This window comes from Polaribacter reichenbachii (assembly GCF_001975665.1).
Lineage (GTDB): Bacteria > Bacteroidota > Bacteroidia > Flavobacteriales > Flavobacteriaceae > Polaribacter > Polaribacter reichenbachii.
The window spans coordinates 3,221,746-3,242,777 of record NZ_CP019419.1; the positions used below are offsets into that span (position 1 = coordinate 3,221,746).

At 28.2% G+C, this 21,032-nt stretch carries 22 protein-coding genes; 10 read left to right on the top strand and 12 right to left on the bottom strand.

Annotation, left to right across the window (positions count from 1 at the left end):
* Positions 1-152 precede the first annotated feature (152 nt).
* Both glyA and BW723_RS13715 read left to right on the top strand, forming a co-directional pair.
* On the top strand, positions 153-1,427 hold the full coding sequence (gene glyA, locus BW723_RS13710; protein ID WP_068359976.1) for a serine hydroxymethyltransferase: 1,275 nt from the start codon (positions 153-155) through the stop codon (positions 1,425-1,427).
* 84 nt (positions 1,428-1,511) lie between these two features.
* Entirely contained in the window at positions 1,512-2,756 is a 1,245-nt protein-coding gene (locus BW723_RS13715) for a cation:proton antiporter (RefSeq protein WP_068359974.1), read from the top strand.
* A gap of 55 nt (positions 2,757-2,811) precedes the next feature.
* Here the strand turns inward: BW723_RS13715 and BW723_RS13720 are convergent, their stop codons facing one another.
* The 5 genes from BW723_RS13720 to BW723_RS13740 all read right to left on the bottom strand — a co-directional run bounded on the left by BW723_RS13720 (position 2,812) and on the right by BW723_RS13740 (position 6,507).
* Positions 2,812-2,997 (bottom strand): CsbD family protein, encoded by a 186-nt coding sequence (locus tag BW723_RS13720; protein WP_068359972.1) that lies wholly within the window; start codon positions 2,995-2,997, stop codon positions 2,812-2,814.
* A 52-nt stretch (positions 2,998-3,049) separates the two neighbouring features.
* Entirely contained in the window at positions 3,050-3,235 is a 186-nt protein-coding gene (locus BW723_RS13725) for a hypothetical protein (protein ID WP_068359970.1), read from the bottom strand.
* 31 nt (positions 3,236-3,266) lie between these two features.
* Positions 3,267-3,503, bottom strand: coding sequence for a hypothetical protein (locus BW723_RS13730; RefSeq protein WP_068359968.1), 237 nt, complete (start codon positions 3,501-3,503; stop codon positions 3,267-3,269).
* A 92-nt stretch (positions 3,504-3,595) separates the two neighbouring features.
* On the bottom strand, positions 3,596-4,936 hold the full coding sequence (locus BW723_RS13735) for a DNA recombination protein RmuC (protein ID WP_068359965.1): 1,341 nt from the start codon (positions 4,934-4,936) through the stop codon (positions 3,596-3,598).
* 53 nt (positions 4,937-4,989) lie between these two features.
* Positions 4,990-6,507 carry a reverse transcriptase domain-containing protein gene (locus BW723_RS13740; RefSeq protein ID WP_068359963.1) on the bottom strand — a complete coding sequence of 506 codons (1,518 nt, stop codon included), beginning with the start codon at positions 6,505-6,507 and terminating at the stop codon, positions 4,990-4,992.
* A 462-nt stretch (positions 6,508-6,969) separates the two neighbouring features.
* Here BW723_RS13740 and BW723_RS13745 point away from each other — a divergent pair, with 462 nt between their 5' ends.
* On the top strand, positions 6,970-7,746 hold the full coding sequence (locus BW723_RS13745; protein WP_068359961.1) for a hypothetical protein: 777 nt from the start codon (positions 6,970-6,972) through the stop codon (positions 7,744-7,746).
* Between the two features lie 31 nt (positions 7,747-7,777).
* Positions 7,778-8,317 (top strand): 1-acyl-sn-glycerol-3-phosphate acyltransferase, encoded by a 540-nt coding sequence (locus BW723_RS13750; protein WP_068359959.1) that lies wholly within the window; start codon positions 7,778-7,780, stop codon positions 8,315-8,317.
* A 219-nt stretch (positions 8,318-8,536) separates the two neighbouring features.
* Here BW723_RS13750 and pepT read toward each other — a convergent pair whose 3' ends face one another.
* From pepT to BW723_RS13765, 3 genes are all read right to left on the bottom strand, one after another.
* Positions 8,537-9,778, bottom strand: coding sequence for a peptidase T (gene pepT / locus BW723_RS13755; protein ID WP_068359957.1), 1,242 nt, complete (start codon positions 9,776-9,778; stop codon positions 8,537-8,539).
* A 21-nt stretch (positions 9,779-9,799) separates the two neighbouring features.
* Positions 9,800-10,372, bottom strand: a complete 573-nt coding sequence (locus BW723_RS13760) for a hypothetical protein (protein ID WP_139059100.1) — start codon at positions 10,370-10,372, stop codon at positions 9,800-9,802.
* Positions 10,373-10,480: 108 nt separating this feature from the next.
* The gene (locus BW723_RS13765; protein ID WP_068359953.1) at positions 10,481-11,524 is read right to left on the bottom strand and encodes a WD40/YVTN/BNR-like repeat-containing protein; all 1,044 of its coding nucleotides are present in this window, start codon (positions 11,522-11,524) and stop codon (positions 10,481-10,483) included.
* 42 nt (positions 11,525-11,566) lie between these two features.
* Between BW723_RS13765 and BW723_RS13770 the strand changes: the two genes are divergently transcribed.
* Complete coding sequence (locus tag BW723_RS13770) at positions 11,567-12,541, top strand: patatin-like phospholipase family protein (RefSeq protein ID WP_068359951.1); 975 nt, start codon at positions 11,567-11,569, stop codon at positions 12,539-12,541.
* A 35-nt stretch (positions 12,542-12,576) separates the two neighbouring features.
* On the opposite strand, the gene BW723_RS13775 is transcribed toward BW723_RS13770, so the two are convergent.
* Positions 12,577-14,046: a S41 family peptidase gene (locus BW723_RS13775; protein ID WP_068359949.1), complete on the bottom strand. Its 1,470-nt coding sequence runs from the start codon at positions 14,044-14,046 to the stop codon at positions 12,577-12,579.
* Between the two features lie 7 nt (positions 14,047-14,053).
* Entirely contained in the window at positions 14,054-15,508 is a 1,455-nt protein-coding gene (locus BW723_RS13780) for a S41 family peptidase (protein WP_068359947.1), read from the bottom strand.
* 155 nt (positions 15,509-15,663) lie between these two features.
* On the opposite strand from BW723_RS13780, the gene BW723_RS13785 reads away from it, so the two are divergent.
* The 4 genes from BW723_RS13785 to BW723_RS13800 all read left to right on the top strand — a co-directional run bounded on the left by BW723_RS13785 (position 15,664) and on the right by BW723_RS13800 (position 17,756).
* Positions 15,664-16,173, top strand: coding sequence for an RNA polymerase sigma factor (locus BW723_RS13785; RefSeq protein WP_068359945.1), 510 nt, complete (start codon positions 15,664-15,666; stop codon positions 16,171-16,173).
* Complete coding sequence (locus tag BW723_RS13790; protein ID WP_068359943.1) at positions 16,160-16,594, top strand: hypothetical protein; 435 nt, start codon at positions 16,160-16,162, stop codon at positions 16,592-16,594. Before BW723_RS13785 ends, BW723_RS13790 begins: the two co-directional genes overlap by 14 nt.
* A 42-nt stretch (positions 16,595-16,636) precedes the next feature.
* Positions 16,637-17,155, top strand: coding sequence for a DUF4252 domain-containing protein (locus tag BW723_RS13795; RefSeq protein WP_068359941.1), 519 nt, complete (start codon positions 16,637-16,639; stop codon positions 17,153-17,155).
* A gap of 61 nt (positions 17,156-17,216) precedes the next feature.
* Positions 17,217-17,756 carry a DUF4252 domain-containing protein gene (locus BW723_RS13800; protein ID WP_068359939.1) on the top strand — a complete coding sequence of 180 codons (540 nt, stop codon included), beginning with the start codon at positions 17,217-17,219 and terminating at the stop codon, positions 17,754-17,756.
* Between the two features lie 109 nt (positions 17,757-17,865).
* Here BW723_RS13800 and BW723_RS13805 read toward each other — a convergent pair whose 3' ends face one another.
* Entirely contained in the window at positions 17,866-18,165 is a 300-nt protein-coding gene (locus BW723_RS13805; protein WP_068359937.1) for a type II toxin-antitoxin system RelE/ParE family toxin, read from the bottom strand.
* A complete protein-coding gene (locus BW723_RS13810) occupies positions 18,158-18,406 on the bottom strand; it encodes a type II toxin-antitoxin system ParD family antitoxin (protein ID WP_068359935.1) in 249 nt (82 codons plus the stop codon). The genes BW723_RS13805 and BW723_RS13810 overlap by 8 nt, the downstream gene beginning before the upstream one ends.
* 163 nt (positions 18,407-18,569) lie before the next feature.
* Here BW723_RS13810 and BW723_RS13815 point away from each other — a divergent pair, with 163 nt between their 5' ends.
* Complete coding sequence (locus BW723_RS13815) at positions 18,570-21,008, top strand: M1 family metallopeptidase (protein ID WP_068359933.1); 2,439 nt, start codon at positions 18,570-18,572, stop codon at positions 21,006-21,008.
* Positions 21,009-21,032 lie beyond the last annotated feature (24 nt).

A 21,032-nucleotide genomic window follows, 5' to 3' on the forward strand; every position in this document is an offset into this window, starting at 1 on the left:
TTTAAAACAAATATTGAATGAAAAATATAATTTTAAGAATAGTTTAATGGCTATTCCTTAATTATTAATAAGTTGTTAAAAACATCGAAAAAATTGCTTCAAAAACAATTCGATTTTAATTATTTTTGTGAAATTAATTAATATAAGCAACAATGCAAATAGACAATCAAATTTTTGACCTTATTCAGGAAGAAAAAGAAAGACAATTAAATGGTTTGGAGTTAATAGCTTCAGAAAACTTTGTGAGCGATCAAGTAATGTTGGCACAGGGCTCTATTTTAACGAATAAATATGCTGAAGGATATCCTGGAAAAAGATATTATGGAGGTTGTGAAATTGTAGATATTGTTGAACAAATTGCCATAGATAGAGCTAAAGAATTATTTGGTGCTGAGTATGTAAATGTACAACCACACTCTGGTTCTCAAGCAAATACTGCTGTTTTTGCAGCTTGCTTAAAACCTGGTGATAAAATTTTAGGTTTCGATTTATCTCATGGAGGGCATTTAACACACGGTTCTCCAGTAAATTTTTCTGGTAAATTATATGAAACTTCTTTTTACGGTGTAGAAAAAGAAACAGGTGTTTTAAATTATGATAAAATTCAAGAAACTGCAACTGCTGAATTACCAAATTTAATTATTGCTGGTGCTTCTGCGTATTCTAGAGACATCGATTTTAAACGTTTTAGAGAAATTGCAGATTCTGTTGGCGCTATTTTAATGGCAGATATTTCTCATCCTGCAGGTTTAATTGCAAAAGGAATTTTAAATGATCCATTACCTCATTGTCATATTGTAACAACTACTACTCATAAAACTTTAAGAGGGCCAAGAGGAGGGATGATTATGATTGGTAAAGATTTTGAAAATCCGTTTGGAGAAACTTTAAAATCTGGGAAACCTAAAAAAATGTCTACCTTAATAAATTCTGCTGTTTTTCCTGGAAATCAAGGAGGACCATTAGAGCACGTTATTGCTGCTAAAGCAATTGCTTTTGGTGAGGCTTTAACTGATGAGTTTTTAGAATATCAAATTCAGGTAAAAGAAAATGCAGCTGCAATGGCTAAGGAATTTGTTGCTAAAGGATATAATTTAATTTCTGGAGGTACAGACAATCACTGTATGTTAATTGATTTACGTAACAAAGATATTTCTGGTAAAGATGCGGAAATTGCTTTAGGTAAAGCAGATATTACAGTAAACAAAAATATGGTTCCTTTTGATGATAAAAGTCCGTTTGTAACTTCTGGAATTCGTGTTGGTACTGCAGCTATTACTACTCGTGGTTTAAAAACTGAAGATATGCAAACTGTAGTAGATTTTATTGATGAAGCCATACAAAATGCAGACAATGATGAGGCTTTACATGAAATCGGAGAACGTGTTGCTGATATGATGAGTGCAAGACGTTTATTTGTGATGTAATAACACGCTTTTTAAAATAAAAAAAAAGCATCAAGGTTCATCTTGATGCTTTTTTTATATCTTTCAACCAGAAAAAAATAATTTATGGATACTTATTTTATTGCAACAGTTTTAGTTTTTCTTTCTGCCATTTTTGGTTATGTAAACGTACGTTTATTAAAAATGCCAAACACAATTGGTTTAATGATTATGACAATCGTTTTTACTTTAATTGTTTTAATGATAAGTTATTTTGATCCTACTTTATTAAACATAGAAAAATCAATTATTTCTAGTATTGATTTTAAAACGGTTTTATTAGACGAAATGCTAAGTTTTTTGTTGTTTGCAGGTGCTTTACATACCAATTTTGAGCAATTAAAAATTCAACGTTGGCCAATTTTACTGTTTTCTACTTTAGGAGTTTTAACGTCTACATTTTTAGTAGGTATTGTTATGTTTTTTATTCTAAAAGCTTTAAGTTTCGATGTTAATTTTATTTATTGTTTATTATTTGGAGCTTTAATTTCGCCTACAGATCCTATTGCTGTTTTAGGAATTTTAAAACAAGCTGGTGCTCCAAAAAAATTGGAGACTAAAATTGTGGGTGAATCTTTATTTAATGATGGAGTAGGAGTTGTGGTTTTCTTAACCATTTTTCAGATTGCAAAATCGGGTATAGACAATACTTCAGTGGCAGATGTTGCACAGTTATTTGGGCAAGAAGTAATTGGTGGAATTGTATTGGGTGGTTTATTAGGATGGATTTCTTATCGTTTAATAAAATCTATAGATGATTATGATATTGAAGTAATTATAACTTTAGCTGCAGTTATGGGAGGTACAGTTATTGCGCATAAATTACATTTGTCTGCTCCTTTAGCAATGGTTACTGCTGGTTTAATTGTGGGGAATGATACTGTTAGAGCAAGTTCTATGTCTGAAGTTACTGAGAAGTATGTAGATAAATTTTGGGAATTATTAGATATTCTACTAAATGCTATTTTATTTGTTTTAATTGGTATGGAAATGTTGCTTTTAGTTTTTGAAGGTAAATATATAGTTGCAGGTTTAATTGCAGTTCCTATTGTTTTAATTTGTAGATATATTTCTTTATTTCTGCCAATAAATATCTTTAAAAAGAAGTTAGATTTTGTGCCAAAAACCAATTTAATTATGACTTGGGGTGGTTTACGTGGTGGAATTTCTATTGCACTAGCCTTAGGATTATCAACAGAAATGCATAGAGATTTGTTTTTGGTAATTACGTATATAGTTGTTGTGTTTTCTATAATTGTACAAGGTTTAACTGTTGGTAAATTGGTGAATAGATTTAAATTAAAATCATAAAAAAAGTATCAAAGTGTAATACTTTGATACTTATACTTTTTTGGTTCATTTAAAATTACCAACTCTTAATTTCTTCGGCAATTTCATCTTTGGTTTTTCCATATTTCTCTTGGATTTCTCCAATTAACTTGTCTTTTTTACCTTCGGCTTCTTTAGATTCATCGTTGGTGATTTTTCCATATTGATCTTTAAATTCACCTTTAATTTGTTTCCATTTACCTTCGTTTGTGTCCTTGTTCATAATGTGTGTTTTTTAATTATTATTAATTTAATTTGAGAGAATTGTACGAGTTTTAAGTATTCTGAATTTTATCAGCAACTCTTTTATTAGATTCATCTGTAGCACTATGTACCTGATTTTCTAATTTTTCTTTATCTTCTCCTTGAAGCCTTTTTTTACTACTATCTTTATCTTTATAACCTTTTTTAACGGTTCCTTTTAAAGGATGCAAATGAGGCTCGTGTTTATCTTCTGCCATTTTATCAATTTTTAGGTTAATATTTCGATTTCTATTTCATCATTTTTGCCAAAATTCTTTTTTGTAAAGTATTATGACCTTCTTGAATTTCATCAATTTTGCCAATGTCTTTACCAATCAAAACCTCTTTATCTTTATCACCATCAGTGCCTTTTAAAATCTTTGTTTCTTCGGTTTGTATGGTTTGTTCACCAGCTACATTTTCAGTGATTCCTTCAGTTTCGACGTCTTTATATATCTTAGTTTCTGTATCTTTATTAGTATTCATAATGTATGTTTAATTGTTACACTACAAATGTAAAGCAGAAATAAAGTTGGGCTTAACTCGTATAAAGTTAATCTTGACTCAAAAGCAAATGGTTAGTCGTTGTTTGCTCTTTCAATAATTTTTTCGGGAAGTGATTTTTTGGCTTTTGCGCCCATTTTCTTGAGCTTTTCTACAGAAGTGATTAAATTTCCTCTACCATCAAACAGTTTGTTCATAGCATTAGAATATTCTTTTTTGCTATCGTCAATTCGTTTACCAATACCAATTAAATCGGTTAATAAACCATTAAATTTATCGTATAAAGCACCAGCTTGTCTTGCAATTTCCATTGCATTTCTTTGCTGCTTTTCGTTGTTCCACATAGAATCTATAGTTCTTAATGTAGCCAATAAAGTAGAAGGTGTTACAATAACAATGTTTTTTTCGAAAGCTTTATTGTATAGATGATTATCTGCATTTAAAGCCACAGCAAAAGCAGGTTCTATAGGAATAAATAACAACACAAAATCTGGAGATTCTATTTGGTATAAATCTTCGTATTTTTTTTCAGATAATTGCTCTATATGTCGTTTTAAAGAATTGATATGATCTTTTAAAAATTGTGCTTTTAAAGTTTCATCATCCTCATTTATAAATTGCTCGTAAGCCGTTAATGAAACTTTAGAATCTACAATCATTTTTTTGTTATCTGGCAAATGAATTACAACATCTGGCAAAACTCTTTTGCCCTCTCCTGTAGTAAAGCTTTGCTGTACAAAATACTCTCTATCTTTTTCTAAACCAGACTTTTCTAATACGCGTTCTAGCACCAATTCTCCCCAATTACCTTGCATTTTAGAATCTCCTTTTAAAGCTTTGGTTAGGTTTAAAGTGTCTTTACTCATTTGCTGATTTAACTCTTTTAAACCTAATATTTGCTGACGTAAAGCTGCGTGATAATCGATACTTTCTTTGTGAGTTTTATCAACTTTATCTTCAAAAACCTTTATTTTTTCTTGAAGCGGATTTAAGATAACTTTTAAGTTTTCTTTGTTTTGTTGTGTAAACTTATTCGATTTTTCTTCTAAAATTTTGTTGGCTAAAACCTCGAAATCATTAGTGAATTTTTTCTGTAAATTTTCAACTTCAGTTTTATGTTCTTCTAATTTTAATTGCAAGTTTTTAATTTCTGAATCTTGACGTGTATTTAATTGTAGTAAATTTTCTTTTTCTTGCTGACTGTTTTTAACCTCTTTTTGTAACTCAATAAAATTATTTTCTGCCAAATCTTTTGATTGTTGCAACAATGCAACTCGTGCTTCTAAAGAAGATTTTTCTTTTTCTACGTTTGTGTTCTCTTTTTCTAAATTTAGTTTAGTAAGCAATTTACCAATAAAAAAACCTATTAAACTAAAAACCAGTGCAATTAAAAAGTAAGCAATCAAATCTGTCATTGTATCAAATTATAATGTAAAAGTAAGTAAATAATGTAATTTTTCAATATAGATTAGTCTTTATCAACATTGGAAAATTCATATTTTTTTAAAGTTTTTTGTAATATTTTCCAATGATTTCTCATTTGTCTTTTTATTTCAGGTGCATTTAAATCATCTGATGCTCTGTATGCATATCTTAAATAATTTCCTCTAAACTTTCTCTCAAAATATTCAGTTTTGGCTTTACCATTCTTAAAGTAGGTTCTCTTTGCTGGTAGATTTCTAGATTTTACACCTTTATAACTATATAATCTATATAATTTCCTTTTATACAGAGGAGCATCATCAATAAGATACTTTTCCTTTAAATGTTCTACACGTTTATGTTTTCTTTTTACAGTTTGTTTCATTTCTCTGTAAAACTTAGCTAAATTTTTAGATTTTATTAAAGTTTGGTACCCATAAAATTCAAAACCGAGATAATTAAGAGGTACATTTTCTTGTAAACTATTGTCTTCTTTTATTTTATAAGATAGAAGTCTATTATTATTGATTTTAAATAATGTCTTTTCTGTTTTATCTTTTGATATGGTTAAATCTATCTTTTTTATTTCTTCGATAATAAAATCTTCAACATATTCTATTTGATTTTCTTTACACAAAACAACGATATCGTCTGAATATCTTCTATAATAAACATTATGTTTTTTAGTTAATTCTTCTATTATAACTTCATCAAAAACAAGCATATAAATATTTGCAATTAAGGCGCTTATGGGTAAACCTTGTGGAATACCCATTAACTTTTTTGTTATTTTGTGTTGTTTTTGATTTTTATGAATGATAATATCTGAATCCAAAAGGTCATTTATATTATCAAAAAAAGTATGCTTTCCATTTTTTTTATGTTTGGCTAATTCTTTTTCGTCAAAATGACCATTTTTAGTTTTTAAATCTTTAAGGTTTACATAAGAGAACCTTGTAATAGCTTTAAATAAATTATAATGATCTTTGGGTAAAGATTTATATCCTAGAATTTTAGCCCAAGCTAATTTAATTTTTTTATGATTTAGAGTAGGGAAGAAGTTCTCGACATCTAAAACCAAAGCAACACAGTTTTCTCTTTTTTTGATTTCATCAAAAACATCTTTTGCAAAATGTACATTGTTCTTATATTTTAATTTATCGTCAGTTTCAATTTTTCTATAAGCAGTAATGGAATCAGATAATACTTTATTTTTCTTTAGATAAGTTTCATATTTTGGGCCAATAATTTTTTTGGTGTAATACGAATAAATATGAGCATCTATATGAGTTGCAAAAAGAATAGGTCTAATTTTTGAGTTTGAAATTATTTTACCTTTCTTTACCTTTTTATGAGATCGTCTTATTATTCCATTAAAATCAGATTCTTTATATCTCCGTTGTTTAATTTCTTTAAAAATTAAAGGTAAAAAAGAATGTTTAGCAATATTTTTAGGATTTAAAATATATTGAAGCACTTTTTTTCTAACTCGTTTTGGAGTCTTGTTAGAAAAATGAGGATAGCCTCTATCTTTAAACCAATCTTTTTCTTTTTTCTTTATCATAGCTAATAAAAGTAAGAGAAGTTCTTCCGAGTATTTATAACGAAATACAACTTAACATTTTGACAACTGAATTGCTAATCAAATTCTCGATTCACTCAAACTTTGTACGCAAGAAATTATCTTTGAGATAATCCAACTGTTAATAAATATAAATAAATACTATATGAAAGTAACAAATCAAAGACTTAATCGTCTTATTAATGTAGTTTGCAAATATTTAAGTAAATTACTAACTTTGGTTGATTATACAGCATTATTAACGTTAATATTGCTGGATAATCATCCAAATACACTTATCTTAATCACCATATTTATTATCCTTTTTTGTAAATTAAAAAAGTCGGATCAAGTGGCTTTTTTTAAAGCACAATAATTCAGCAAATGTCATATTTCTTTAGATTAAAGAACTTCCTTACTTAATTGTAAATATAACTTTTTTCTTATCTTTAGGAAAAATTAAATATGAAAAATAAATATCCAGTAGGTTGTATTGTAACATTTAAATCTCATCCTTTATTATATGATTTTATGATAAAAGGTGATGGAAAGTTAGTGCCTCCCTTTTTAGTTGTAAAAGAAGTTTTTATTGAGGATAACAAAAAGAAAACTGCTGATGAATTAACTGGCAAAAAGATAGCTGAAAGAATTAAGTATACCTGTGTGTTTTTTGACGATAATAAAAATGAATTTAAAGAAGTTCATATTTATGAAAGTATGTTAAAAAGCTATAAAGATATCCATATTGCTAGAATGGATGAAAATGAAAATCATAAAGATTTTGATTACGTTTCTTTAATAGATGAAGCAGAAAATTTTACTATTCCGAATTATAATTATGGTAAAATTGTTTATTTCAGAACAAAAAAGTTTGAAATTTTTAAAAAAAGAAGCTCAATAAAATCTTCAAGACCTGTTTTAACTGATAGTGATATTAAAAATTTAAGTAAAGAACAAATAGCCGAAAAAAAAGTATACAAAAAAAACGAAACAATTCAATATGTAGTTAATTATTCAACTCCAGATTTTGTTTTATCTGGTATAAAAAAAGAAAATCAAGAAAACTTGTTTTACCCAGATGGAAATATAAGAAAAGTAGTTTCAGAATTACTATACAAAGTAAAATGGTTTAATTCTAATCAAATGAAATTCAGTGAGGTATTTTTACCTGCAGAATGTTTTACAGATATACAACCATTTAAAACTAAAGTTCCTCATAATTCAACTAAAAAAGATAAATAATCCTTAATTTCGTTGATTCATTAAAATATCAATGAAAAAAATAGCAAGATTTATCTTATTCACAATTTTAGGTTGGAAGTTTGATGGCGATTTTCCAAAATCACCCAAAAAATATGTTGTTATTGCTGCACCTCATACAAGTTGGGTAGATTTTCCGATTGCAATTTTAACCAGATTGAGCTCTGGAATAATGATTAATTTTATTGGTAAAGCTTCTCTTTTTAAAGGTCCTTTTGGTTTTATTTTTAAAGCTTTGGGAGGTACACCTGTAGATCGAACTAAGAATAATAAATTTGTAGATGCTATTATCGATATTTTTAATTCGAAAGAAGAGTTCAGATTAGGGATTTCACCAGAAGGAACGCGTAAAAAAGTAACAACTTGGAAAACTGGTTTCTATTATATTGCAAAAGGAGCAAACGTACCTATTGTAATGGCTACTTTAGATTTTGGAAATAAAAAGATAAAAATCTCTAAACCCTTTTACACTACAGATAATAAGGAAAAAGATATTGCTTATTTAAGAGGGTTTTTCTTGAATGTAAAGGGGAAAAACCCTGAGTTATCATAAATCACTTTTATCAATGTAAAAAAATAGTAAATTGCGGTATATATCTTTTATTAATAAATAAAATCTAGGGATTTTTTATTGATTGAAAGGACATATATTTAGTTTATCATTGTTACGAATTATAAACTAGGTCTCCAAAATTTTATTTTGGAGACTTTTTTTTGATACTTATTTAATTCACTGAATAATCTTCGATTAATTCAATTAAATATTCCTAACTTATTTATATTTTTCTGATACTTTTTGTGCAATTCCTACAATTACTTCTGTGGCTTTTATCATAGATTCTACAGGAACATATTCAAAACGACCGTGAAAATTATGTCCCCCAGCAAAAATATTTGGACAAGGCAAACCTTTATACGAAAGCTGAGAACCATCTGTACCACCTCTAATTGGCTTAATTAAAGGAGTAATACCAATTTCTTGCATTACTTCTTCTGCAATATGTACAATATGCATTACAGGTATAATTTTCTCTTTCATATTAAAATATTGATCTTTTATTTCTACAGCAATTAAATCTTGTTGCAAACGTTCGTTAAAATCGTTAGCAATTTTTTGCATTAATTTTTTTCTTTTTTCGAATAAATCGAAATCGTGATCTCTAATAATATATTCTAAAACAGTTTTCTCTACATCACCAGAAATATCGTGTAAATGGAAAAAACCTTCGTAATCTGTTGTTTTTTCAGGAACTTCTTTAGTTGGTAAAGCAGTAATATAATCGTTTGCAATTAAAATAGAATTGATCATTTTTCCTTTTGCATAACCAGGATGCACTATTTTTCCAGAAATAGTAACTATGGCAGATGCTGCATTAAAATTTTCATATTCTAATTCGCCAATTTGGCTGCCATCCATTGTGTAAGCCCATTCTGCACCGAATTTTTCAACATCAAATAAATGTGCTCCTTTACCCACTTCTTCATCAGGTGTAAAACAAATTCTAATTTTACCGTGTTTAATTTCAGGATGATTTACTAAATATTCCATTGCAGTAACAATTTCTGTAACACCAGCTTTGTCATCTGCTCCTAAAAGCGTTTTACCATCAGTAGTAATTATAGTCTGACCTTTATATTGTAATAAATCATCAAAATAATCTGGAGACAACACAATGTTTTCTTTTTCATTTAAAATAATCGCATTGCCTTGATAATTCTCTATGATTTGCGGCTTTACATTGGCGCCTGTAAAATCTGGACTTGTATCAATATGCGCAATAAAACCAATTGTTGGTACTTGATAATCGATATTACTTGGCAAAGTAGCCATTATGTAACAATTTTCATCTAATTCAACATCTTCTAAACCAATTTCTTTTAGTTCTGTTGCTAGTTTTTTAGCTAAAACCCATTGTTTTTCTGTACTTGGAAAAGCAGGATTATTAGGATCTGACTCAGTATCTATGGTTACATAACTTATAAAACGTTCTGTAATTTGTTCTTTATTAATCATAATTTAAATGATATTTTCAATTTATTTTTTTAGTTTGATGTTCTCTATCAACGAAAAAGCTTCGCAAAACCTATTATTTACCAAAGAATCTCCATAAACTTCAGCTTTTGCCAAAACAAAATTAGATTCATTTACTTTTATAAATATATTACAAACTTGATAATTGAACTTTCCTTTTTTTCCTTTGAAATATAGATATAATGATGATTTTTCTAAAAGTAAAATCTGTTTTGATTTTGTTTTTATAAGACCTTTTGCTAAGTTTTCTTGCTCTTGTTGTAATATAAAAGCATCATTAAATGCTATTTTATTTTGGATAAAAGTAACATCTAACAGCATTGTTTCTGTTAATTGTTTTGTAGTATCTGCAGTAAAAATAGAAGATTGCACTTCATCTTGATATAAATTTGTTTTCCAATTTTCAGGAATATCTAAAGAAAAAAGGTCTTTTACATCATCTACCGTTTCTAAATTATTAAAAACAGAAGTTTCACAGTTAAAATTTTTGCTAATTTCTGATTGCTTTTGGCAAGACAAAAATAGGAGAGAAGCTAGAAAAAGGATATTATAAATATTTTTAGATACGAATTTCACAGATTTACACGGATTAAATGTTTTTTATTAAAACTAGTTTTTTAAATTTTAATTGCACTAAATTATCACAGATGTTTTTTCCTCTTTGAGGAAATTAAAAGGGGCATATTATTCTAAAATTAATTTACCAATTTTCTCATTACCACTTAACCAAGCTGTATTTTTATCTACAAATTGAATGGCATAATAACTATCGTTAGAAACATCTTTCCAGGTTTTTCCTGCATCATTAGAAAATGAAATCCCAGTTTTACCCACTGCAAAAATCTCTTTTCCATTGGTGTTTGGTACATATTGTACGCAACTTTTATAATTCGGATTTTGGTTGTCTGCAATTAAAGTCCAAGTTTTACCACCATCTTTTGTTATGGCTTTGGTAGCCTTATTCTCTTGAGGTTTTGAGTAATCTCCGCCAATAATAATTCCGTTGTTTTTATCAGCAAAATCTATAGAATAAATTCCTTGAGGTCCATTTCCTTGTATGATTGGTGTGTTATAAATCTGCCAAGTTTGCCCAAAATCTGTAGATTTTAGAATTCTAGCTTTTTTACCACCAGAGGCTATCCAAACTGTGTTGTCTATGGTTTTAATATTTGTGTTACTTGCTGCAAAAAAGGCTTCACCTTCTTCAAATTTTGGTAAATTCTTGCAAGCTAATTTTTTCCAAGTTTTACCAGCATCCGAAGTTAAAATAATTGATGCACAATTTTCTGTTGGGTCTCCAACTGCAATTCCGTGAATATTATCATCAAAAAAAGTTAAGGCATCATAAAATACTTTTTCGTGCTCTTCTTTGTAAACTATAGTCGATTTTCCTTGCGAAATTTTATACAATAAAGCTGGATTACCAATAGAAAGGGCAAAATAATCATCGCCATTAAATGCAACACTTCTAAAATTCGGAATTATTGAGTCTTTATATTTTATATTTAAGGCATTTAAAGAAACATCTTTATCCGTTTTAAAACCCACATTGCCTTTAGAACCAGCATAATAAACTTTTTCAGTATCAACTACTTTTATGGCTCTTATACTTGTGCTATCAATTTTAAATTCTTGTATTTGAATTGTATCAATATTTCTAGGAATATATTCTTTTGCACAAGAGTATATTAAAAGGAAAGCAAAAAATAATAGTGTTATTCTTTTCATTTTTGATATTTTTAACGAAAATAAACAAATCATTTTGAGTTAATGAAAAAAGCATTGGTAATTTCGGGTGGTGGAAGCAAAGGAGCTTTTGCAGGTGGTGTAGCCCAGTATTTAATGAAAAAAGAAAATAGAGATTATGATTTGTTTTTAGGTACTTCTACAGGTAGTTTAATGGTTTCTCATTTGGCTTTAGGTATGTTAGATGAGTTAAAAGAGCTGTATACGAACGTAAATCAAGAAACAATTTTTAGTAATAATCCTTTTACTATAAGAAAAGTAGCAGGAGAAAAAGTGGTGAATATCAATCATTTTAATACATTAATTAATTTTATAAGAGGTAGAAAAACTTTTGGTGAGAGTAAAAATTTACGCAGTTTAATTAAGCGAAAAATTACCAAAGAAATGTATCATCAAATTCAGAATAACGATAAAGAAATTGTAGTTACTGTGTCTAATTTAACTGCAAATCAAATAGAATATAAATCGAGTAAAGATTGTACTTACGAAGATTTTTGTGATTGGATTTGGGGTTCTTGCAACTACGTGCCTTTTATGAGTTTGTTAGAAAAAAATAACCAACAATATGCAGATGGTGGTTTTGGCTCTTTAGTGCCAATTAGAGAAGCTATTTTAAGAGGAGCCACAGAAATTGATGCCATAATTTTAGAAACAGAAGTAACACAATTTAATAGAATACCTTCTAAAAATCCGTTTGCGCTTCTTTTCGATGTTTTTGATTTTATGCTAACACATGTAGAAAGACATAATATTACCATTGGTAAATTAGCTGCAACTAATAAAAACGTAAAGCTAAATTTATATTATACACCCACTGTTTTAACAACCAATTCTTTGGTTTTTGACGAAAGATTGATGCGAAAATGGTGGAAATCTGGTTTTAAATACGCAAAATCGAAACGAGAAGAATTAATGAGCGAATTTAGACCTGATGTTTTAACAGATAAAGAAATAGAAGAAGGTATTGATGATGTTAATAATTTAAACATTAAACACTAACTTTTATTTTATCTAAAATTAGTGTTTAAATTACATTATTTTCTCGGATTTACAAACATATAATCAGAAGCAGGAATTGCTAATTTTGAATCGTATATTTCTTTAAAATTCAATTTTTTGCTTGTTTTTGCTGATGATTTAAGACCTGTAGTAATATAGTTTAAAGTTTCATCTAATAATGGATCTGAACGTTCACCTAAAACACCTAAATTTCCATAATCTTCACCCAATTCAATTCCAGGAAAATTAATGCTTCCAGGTATAATTCCTTCAGGATAATTAACACCATCTTTATTGCTAATTTCTAAAACCAAAGGTTGCATAGCATAGGTATGATTTGTATTTAAATTATCGCCTGTTCTTTGTAAATTTTCAGAATCATATAAAGTTATAGAACCTTGTTGTTTACCTCTTGTGGTTTCGCCAATTAAATTTACTTGAATATGAGAACTTAAAGCGTTAATAACCAATTCTGATGCTGAAGCTGAACCATAAGAAACTATAAAATAAATTCTATTTAACCCTAAACTATTAATTGTTTCCTCTAAAATAACAGAACCATCAGTGTCTACATTTCTAATTTGATCTGTAAAATTATTCAGAAAAACATCAGAAGACCAAGCTGCAGTAGCTTTATCATTCCAGATTTCTTGCGAGTATAATTCTCCTGTAAATTGCCCAGTAATCATACTGCCTAAATAGGTTGCTGTACTTACAGAACCACCAGGATTGTATCTTAAATCTACAATTAAATCGTTTATATTTTCTGATTTAAAATTGGCAAAAGCTGCATTTAATTGACTATCGTAATTTCTAGCAAATTGGTTATACATTAAATATCCAATTTTTTGTGAACCTTCTGTAAATATTTTTGATGTTGCAATTGGGTTTTCTTGCAATTCAGTTTTTTCTAAAGAAATTGTAGTTCCGTTTTCAATCGGGTTTCCATCATTAAAATCGGCTAAACCAATTGTATAGTTTGTATTACTACTGAATAATAATTCTAGATAATTATTTATTGTTATTTGGCTACCATCCACAGTATTAAAAATCATACCTCTTGTAACGTTCTCGCTTTCAGCGGATGAATTTGGGACTACATAACGCACATAACCATATACATTACTACTTCCGTTTTTATAAGTAACCAAGCCAAACTCCATTCCGTTACTTAAATTTAAACCTTGAAAAGAATTTTCTAAAGCAATATAATCATCAACAATAATAGAAAAACGATCATCAGGTCTATTTAATAAACTTTCGAAAACAGCTTCTGGTGAATTGTATTCTCCAAAATAAGTATATAAATCATCATAATTATAAAAACGATCATCAGCTAAATCTGGCACATCTTTTTGCCATAAATAATAAAGATTTAAACCTCTCCAGATAAAAAAGTTAAGATCATCATTGGTTGATGTGTTTTTTTCTAATGGACTGTTTTTATCACAAGAAATAAAAAATATAGTGATTGCTAAAAGGCTAATTTTTAAAAATTGCTTCATTTATATATTAGTTTGTATTTGGTAAATTTTGTTCAATAAAAACACCATTATCAGTAATTCTTTGTGGAGTTATGCTATTAAACAAATATTCATAATTATTTGGATTACAGTTGTTATTCGAAATCGGAGTTCCTGAAGAAATGTAATTTAAAACGCTATTTAAAATAGGGTCAGACGTTTCACCTAAAATACCTAAATCTAACACATCTTCATTTGCACAAAGATCTAAATCTGGCGAAAATCCGTTTGCATAAGTTTCGTCGTTATTATTTAAAAAACTTAACACAACAGGTTGTAAAGCCACAGTATGCGTTTCATTTTTTAAATCAAAATCGTAATCTTCAGAATTGTATAAAGTAATTGAACCCGTGTTATTTCCTGCAGTTTGATTACCAATAATATGAACATTAATATGTGCTTTTAAGCTATTAATTAATAATTCTACAGCAGACGAACCTGTAAAATTTTCTCCATTTAAAACGATGTAAATATCTGTTAGGTTTAAACTGTTTATAGTTGCTGTTTGGCTAATTTCTGATGGAAATTTCATTAATAATGAATCTGGCTGATTTTCTAAAAACCAAGTTTGTGCTTTAGAATTCCATTCTTCTTTAACTAAAACTTCGTCTTGAAATTGACCAGTAATCATACTTGCAATAGGTGCAATGCTTTTTACAAATCCATCAGAACCAATATTGTATCTTAAATCTAAAATTAATTCGTTAACAGATTGATTTTTAAAATTTAAGAAACTGTTATTTAAATCATTAATATAATTTTTAGAAAAATCGTTATTGTACATTAAATACCCAATATTATCAGTGTTTACAGAGATTGTTTTTTCTAAAAAAGTAGCAGGATAGGTATAATCTAGTTTTTCTAAAAGTACCGATTTTGCATAGGGTGTAATTGTAATTCCATCAAAATTGGCCATATTTAAAGTAAAACTATCTGAGCCATTTAAAAGAATACTTTCAAAATTGGTTCTTGTTAATGGTACACCATCAACAGCATAAAAATATTCGCCTCTAATTATGTTTTTTGTTGCTGCATCAGAATTTGGTAAAATATGCGTTACATAACCTAAAACATTGGTTGTGCTATTAGGGTCTGCTATAATTCCGAATTCTAAACCATTTGTAAAAGAAGTTCTTAGTTCTGGTTCTGAGATGGTATTATAATCTTCTACTAAAGTTGATTTTACATCACCAGCTACCAATAAATTGTTGAATAAACTATTATAATCTACAAAAGAACTTAAATAAGTGTTTAATTCTTGGTCTGAGCTAAAACGCCTGTCAGATAAATCTTCTACTTGATCTTGATACAAATAATAGGCGTTTAAACCTTTCCAAACGAAATCGTGTACTACCAATTCTTGAGGAATTTCATATTCTTTAGAGCAACTTGCAAATGTTGCCATTAATATCGAAAAATAAACAACTCTTAAATAAAACCTCATATAATAATGTATAGCTATTGTAGTAAATTTAACGCAATTTAAACTTTTTTAGTATTTTTTTTGAAATAAGATGTAACAAAATAAATTGTTGTTCGTCGTAATTATGTAAACCTGATATAAGAGATGAAAAAATATCAGAAAATTAACCAAAACCAATGAACCAATCAGACTTTTTAAAAGTTGTTTTACCCTTTAAAGACAAAGTTTTTAGACTAGCTAAAAGACTTTTAGTTTCTACAGAAGAAGCTGAAGATGCTACACAAGAGCTTTACTTTAAATTATGGAGAAACAGAAAAAAAATTGCTGATTATAAAAATGTAGAAGCATTTGCAATGACAATGACAAAAAATTATTGTTATGATCGATTAAAATCTAAACAAGCAAGTAATTTAACATTAGTACACAGTAATTATAAAGAGAAAGAAACGTCTTTAGATAAGAAAATGGAATATCAAGACAGTGTAAACCAAGTACACAAATTGATAGAAAATTTACCTGAGCAACAAAAAATAATTATTCAATTAAGAGATGTTGAACAGTATGATTTTGAAGAAATCTGTAAAATGGTAGATATGAAACCAACAGCAGTAAGAGTTGCATTATCTAGAGCAAGAAAAACAATAAGACAAGAATTAATTAAAAAACACAACTATGGAGTTAGCTAACATAGAAAAATTAGTAGAAAAATACGAAAACGCAGAAACTACGCTACAAGAAGAAGCAATCCTAAAAAACTATTTTACAAAAGAGGAAGTTGCTCCACACTTACAAGAGTACAGTTATATGTTTAATTATTTTACTACTGTAAAAGATGAAACCTACACAAAAACCATAAAGTTAGAACCTAAAAAATCGAATAAGATAAACTTTAAATGGTTGTCTGTAGCAGCATCAGTAATGCTTTTATTCAGCGTATTTGTTGGTAAAATACAATATGATGAATATCAAGATAGAAAAAAAGCAGAAGAAATTTACGCACAAGTAAATAAAGGATTACAATTGTTATCTACGAATTTAAAGAAAGGAGAACAAGCAGTAGCACAATTGTACAAACAAGAAGACAAAGCCAATAAAGCTTTAAAATAAAAACCAAGTAAAAATTAGTAAAACCAAGTAAACACAGAAATTATGAAAAAAATAATATTATTAATTGCATTTGTTGTAGCACCAATGGTTACAAGCGCACAATCACTTTTCGATAGTTTAGAAGATATGGATGGTGTAGATATGGTAGTGGTTACCAAAGATGCTTTTCAATTGCTAAAAAAGTTTCAGCCTAAAAATGTTAAATCAGATGATAATGAAGTAATTCAGGCTTTCGAAATGATTGGTGATTTAAAAGAATTTAAAATGTTTTCTACTAATGACCTAGATATCGCATCTAAAATGGAAAGTATGGTAAATACATCAATCAAATCTAAGAAATTAACTCAATTAATGAGAATTAAAGATGATGGTTCTCGTGTTAAAATCTATGTAAAAGCTACAAGTAATAAAGATTATGTTAGCGAAGTTTTAATGTTTGTAAAAGGTATAGACAAACAGACCAAAGGTGTATCAGAAGCAATTGTATTCTCTTTAACTGGTAATATAGACATTAACAAAATGTCTGAATACACAGACAAGATTGTTAAAGAAAACAAGTAATTAACTTTAAAAAAAGTCGGGTTTAGTTTTTTAAACCTGACTTTTAAATAAAATATTAAAAATGAAAAAATTAACCCAAATTTGTGCTTTAGTATGTTTAGTGCTTTTTGCAAGTTCTTGTAAAAACGAAAAATCTTTGCAAAGTTATTTAGTAGATACAAGTGGTAAAGAAGGTTTTTATACTGGAGATTTACCTGTAAGCTCTGTTTTATCTGCTAAAGCTGATGTTTCTGATGATGTAAAAGAAACTATAAAAAGTATAAAGAAAATAAATATTGCATTTTTACCAAAAACAGAAGACAATACTGCTGCTTATGAAGCAGAAAAAGCCAAACTTAAAAATATTTTTAAAGATAATGACGATTACAAAAGCCTAATGGTTATGAAAGCCCAAGGGATGAATGTAAAAGTTTATTATTCAGGAGATACAGATGCAATTGATGAAGTTGTAGCCTTTGGTTATGGTGATAAAAATGGAGTAGGAGTTGCAAGATTATTAGGTGAGGATATGAATCCTGCAAAAGTAATTGAAATGATGAATAGTGTAAAAATGGATAGTGGTAATCTAGAAAGTTTTAGTGCTATTTTTAAAGGAAAATAAAAACAAATCAGTCTACTTAAAAAATTGGAAGTATAGAGTTTTAACAGCTTTGTATTTCCAATTTTTTTTTATTTAAATAATGTTTTACAGTTTTTAGATTAATACAGTTTTATTCTTTAAGTCTATTTTTTAAGTCCATTCTTTCGTGTAATATTCTTAAAATTTCAATTCTATCTTCCGAAATTATGTTATAAAATATTATATGTTTTTCAGATTTTAACCCTAGTAATTTCCCTATTACTCCAAAATATTCTTTCCCTATAACAGGATTATCTCCAATTTCTTTACAAGCATTTTTTATTGTTGTGTAATATTTATTAGCTTGTTTTTCAGACCAATTTTCAAAAGTATAATTCCAAATGTCATTTAAATCATCAATGGCTTTTTGTCTTAAAACAATTTTAACCATTCTTTCTTTTTTGGGATTTTAATTTATTTAGATTTTCTTCAAAATCAAAATCTTCAACAATTGGGCTACTTTTACCTTCTTCTATAGCATTTCTTAAAGCAATTACTTTATTTTCTTCATTTTCTAAAAGACGAAGTCCAGCACGAATTACTTCGCTTACATTTTTATACCTCCCAACAGAAACTTGTGAACTCACAAATCGATCAAAATAATTTCCAAGTGAAACAGATGTGTTTTTCATATTATTAATAATTTACTCAAATTTACCAATTTTTGGTAAAAAATAAAAATTTATGTAATTTTCAAAATGAACTTAAGACTTTATGCTGAACTTATTTTAACTGCTCATTAACAGCTACTATAATCATATTTAGTATTTTTGAAACTTGAAGAATATGATATTTATGAAGTTTCAGAGAATAGTAGCTTTTTGCTTTTTATTAATTAGTTACAGCAATTTTGCACAAAGTGCGGTTTATAGAGCAGAAAGAGAAAAAATTCACGATTTAGTGCATACAAAACTAAAGGTCGATTTTAATTTTTCGAATAAAACAATGAATGGTGAAGCTTGGATTACAGCAAAACCTCATTTTTATGCAACTGATAAAATTTCTTTGGATGCAAAATCGATGCTAATTCATAGCATCACACTAAATAATAGTAAGTTAGATTATAATTACGATGATTATGATTTGATTATTGACTTGCCAAAAACGTATCAGAAAAACGAAGAGTTTACCCTTTACATAAAGTATACTTCAAGACCAGAAAAAGTAAAAGATAAAGGCAGTCAAGCCATTACAGATGCAAAAGGATTGTATTTTATAAATGCAGATGGTATTGATAAAAACAAACCTACTCAAATCTGGACACAAGGAGAAACTGAAGCAAATTCAGCTTGGTTTCCTACAATAGATAGTCCAAATCAAAAAACATCACAAGAAATTTATATTACAGTTCCAAATAAATACCAAACGCTTTCTAATGGAGAATTGGTAAATCAGACAAATTCTGGGAACAACAGAACTGATTATTGGAAATTCGATCAAAAACACGCTCCTTATTTGTTTTTTATGGGAATTGGTGAATTTGAAATTATCAAAGATTTTTATAAAAACATTCCTGTAAATTATTATGTAGAAAAAGAATATGCACCTTATGCTAAAGATATTTTTGGCTTAACTCCAGAAATGATTGGTTTTTTTGCGGATAAATTAGGTGTAGCATATCCTTTTAATAAATACAGTCAAATTGTGGTTAGAGATTATGTTTCTGGAGCTATGGAAAACACAACTGCTGTTGTTCACGGAGAACAAGCTTACCAACAACCAGGACAATTAATTGATAATAATGTGCAAGAAAACACAATTGCACACGAAATTTTTCATCATTGGTTTGGAGATTTAGTAACCTCAGAAAGTTGGTCTAATTTAACTTTAAACGAATCTTTTGCCAATTATGGTGAATATTTATGGAGAGAACATAAATACGGAAAAGTAGCTGCAGAAATGCATTATTTTGAGCAAGTAGAAGCTTATAAACAAGGACAAAATGAAAGCAAAAGTTTAGTGCGTTTTGAATATGATGATAAAGAAGATATGTTCGATTTAGTGAGCTATAACAAAGGTGGAGCTATTTTACATATGTTACGTAATTATTTAGGGGATGATGCTTTTTTTAAAGGATTAAATACCTATTTAACAACCTATAAATACAAAACTGCAGAAGTTCATCAGCTAAGATTAATATTCGAAGAATTAACAGGTAAAGACTTAAACTGGTTTTTTAATCAATGGTATTTTGGAGCAAATCATCCAAATATTGAGGTTTCTTACGATTATAATACTTTAAGAAAAACGGTTACTGTAAATATTGTTCAATTGCAAGCAGAAACTTTTAAATTCCCTTTTGCTATTGATGTTTTTGAAGGAACTAAAAGAACAAGACACAATGTTTTTGTTGAAGCTAAAGATGCATCTTTTACATTTCCATACACAAAACAACCCGATTTAATTCAGGTAAATGCAGATAATATTTTGGTGAGTAACATCAACGAAAATAAAGTATTGAGTGATTATATTTTTCAATTAAAAAATGCTGATAATTTTGCGCACAGAAGAGCAGCTTTGTTAGAAGTTGTAAAAAAACAAGAAGAAAAAGAAGCGTTTAATGCTGTTGTTGGTGCTTTAGATGATAAATCGTATAAAATTAGAATTTTAGCATTGCAGAATATTGATTTAATCAATAAATTTTCTAAAAAGGATGCCATCAGAAAAATTATGCAAATTGCAAATAACGATGCTAAAACTTTAGTGCAGGCAGAAGCAATAAACACTTTGGGTAAACTAACAGATCCTGAATTAAAATCTATTTTCGAAAAAGGTTTAGAAAGTAAATCGTACTCAGTTTTGGGTAAAGCTTTGGTTTCTATGTATTATGTAGATAAAGATTTGGCCATTAAAAAATCGAAAGCATTGCCAGATGAAGTTCGTAAAATTTTAGCAACGCCTTTAACACAAATTTTTATCGAAGAAAAAGATGAATCTGAATTACCATTCATTGCAAAATCTGTGGTTTCTGGAATGTTTTTAGCCAATGATGATACTGTTAAAGTATTGTATCAAAAGGCGTTTCAACAAATTTCTGAAAGTAATAACACTGTAGCCATTCAAAATCTTGTAGAAGATATGGTTGTAAAAGGAAATCAATACAAAGGGTTTAATTTTGATAAAGTTATGATTAACTATATGCGAAATATGGTTGAAGATCAGAAAAAAGCAGACAAACCAAACAGGTTAAGAAACATAGAAATTATTAAAACTGCAATGGCCAAATTGTTGTAATTTTTAATTTAAATGCACTTTTAA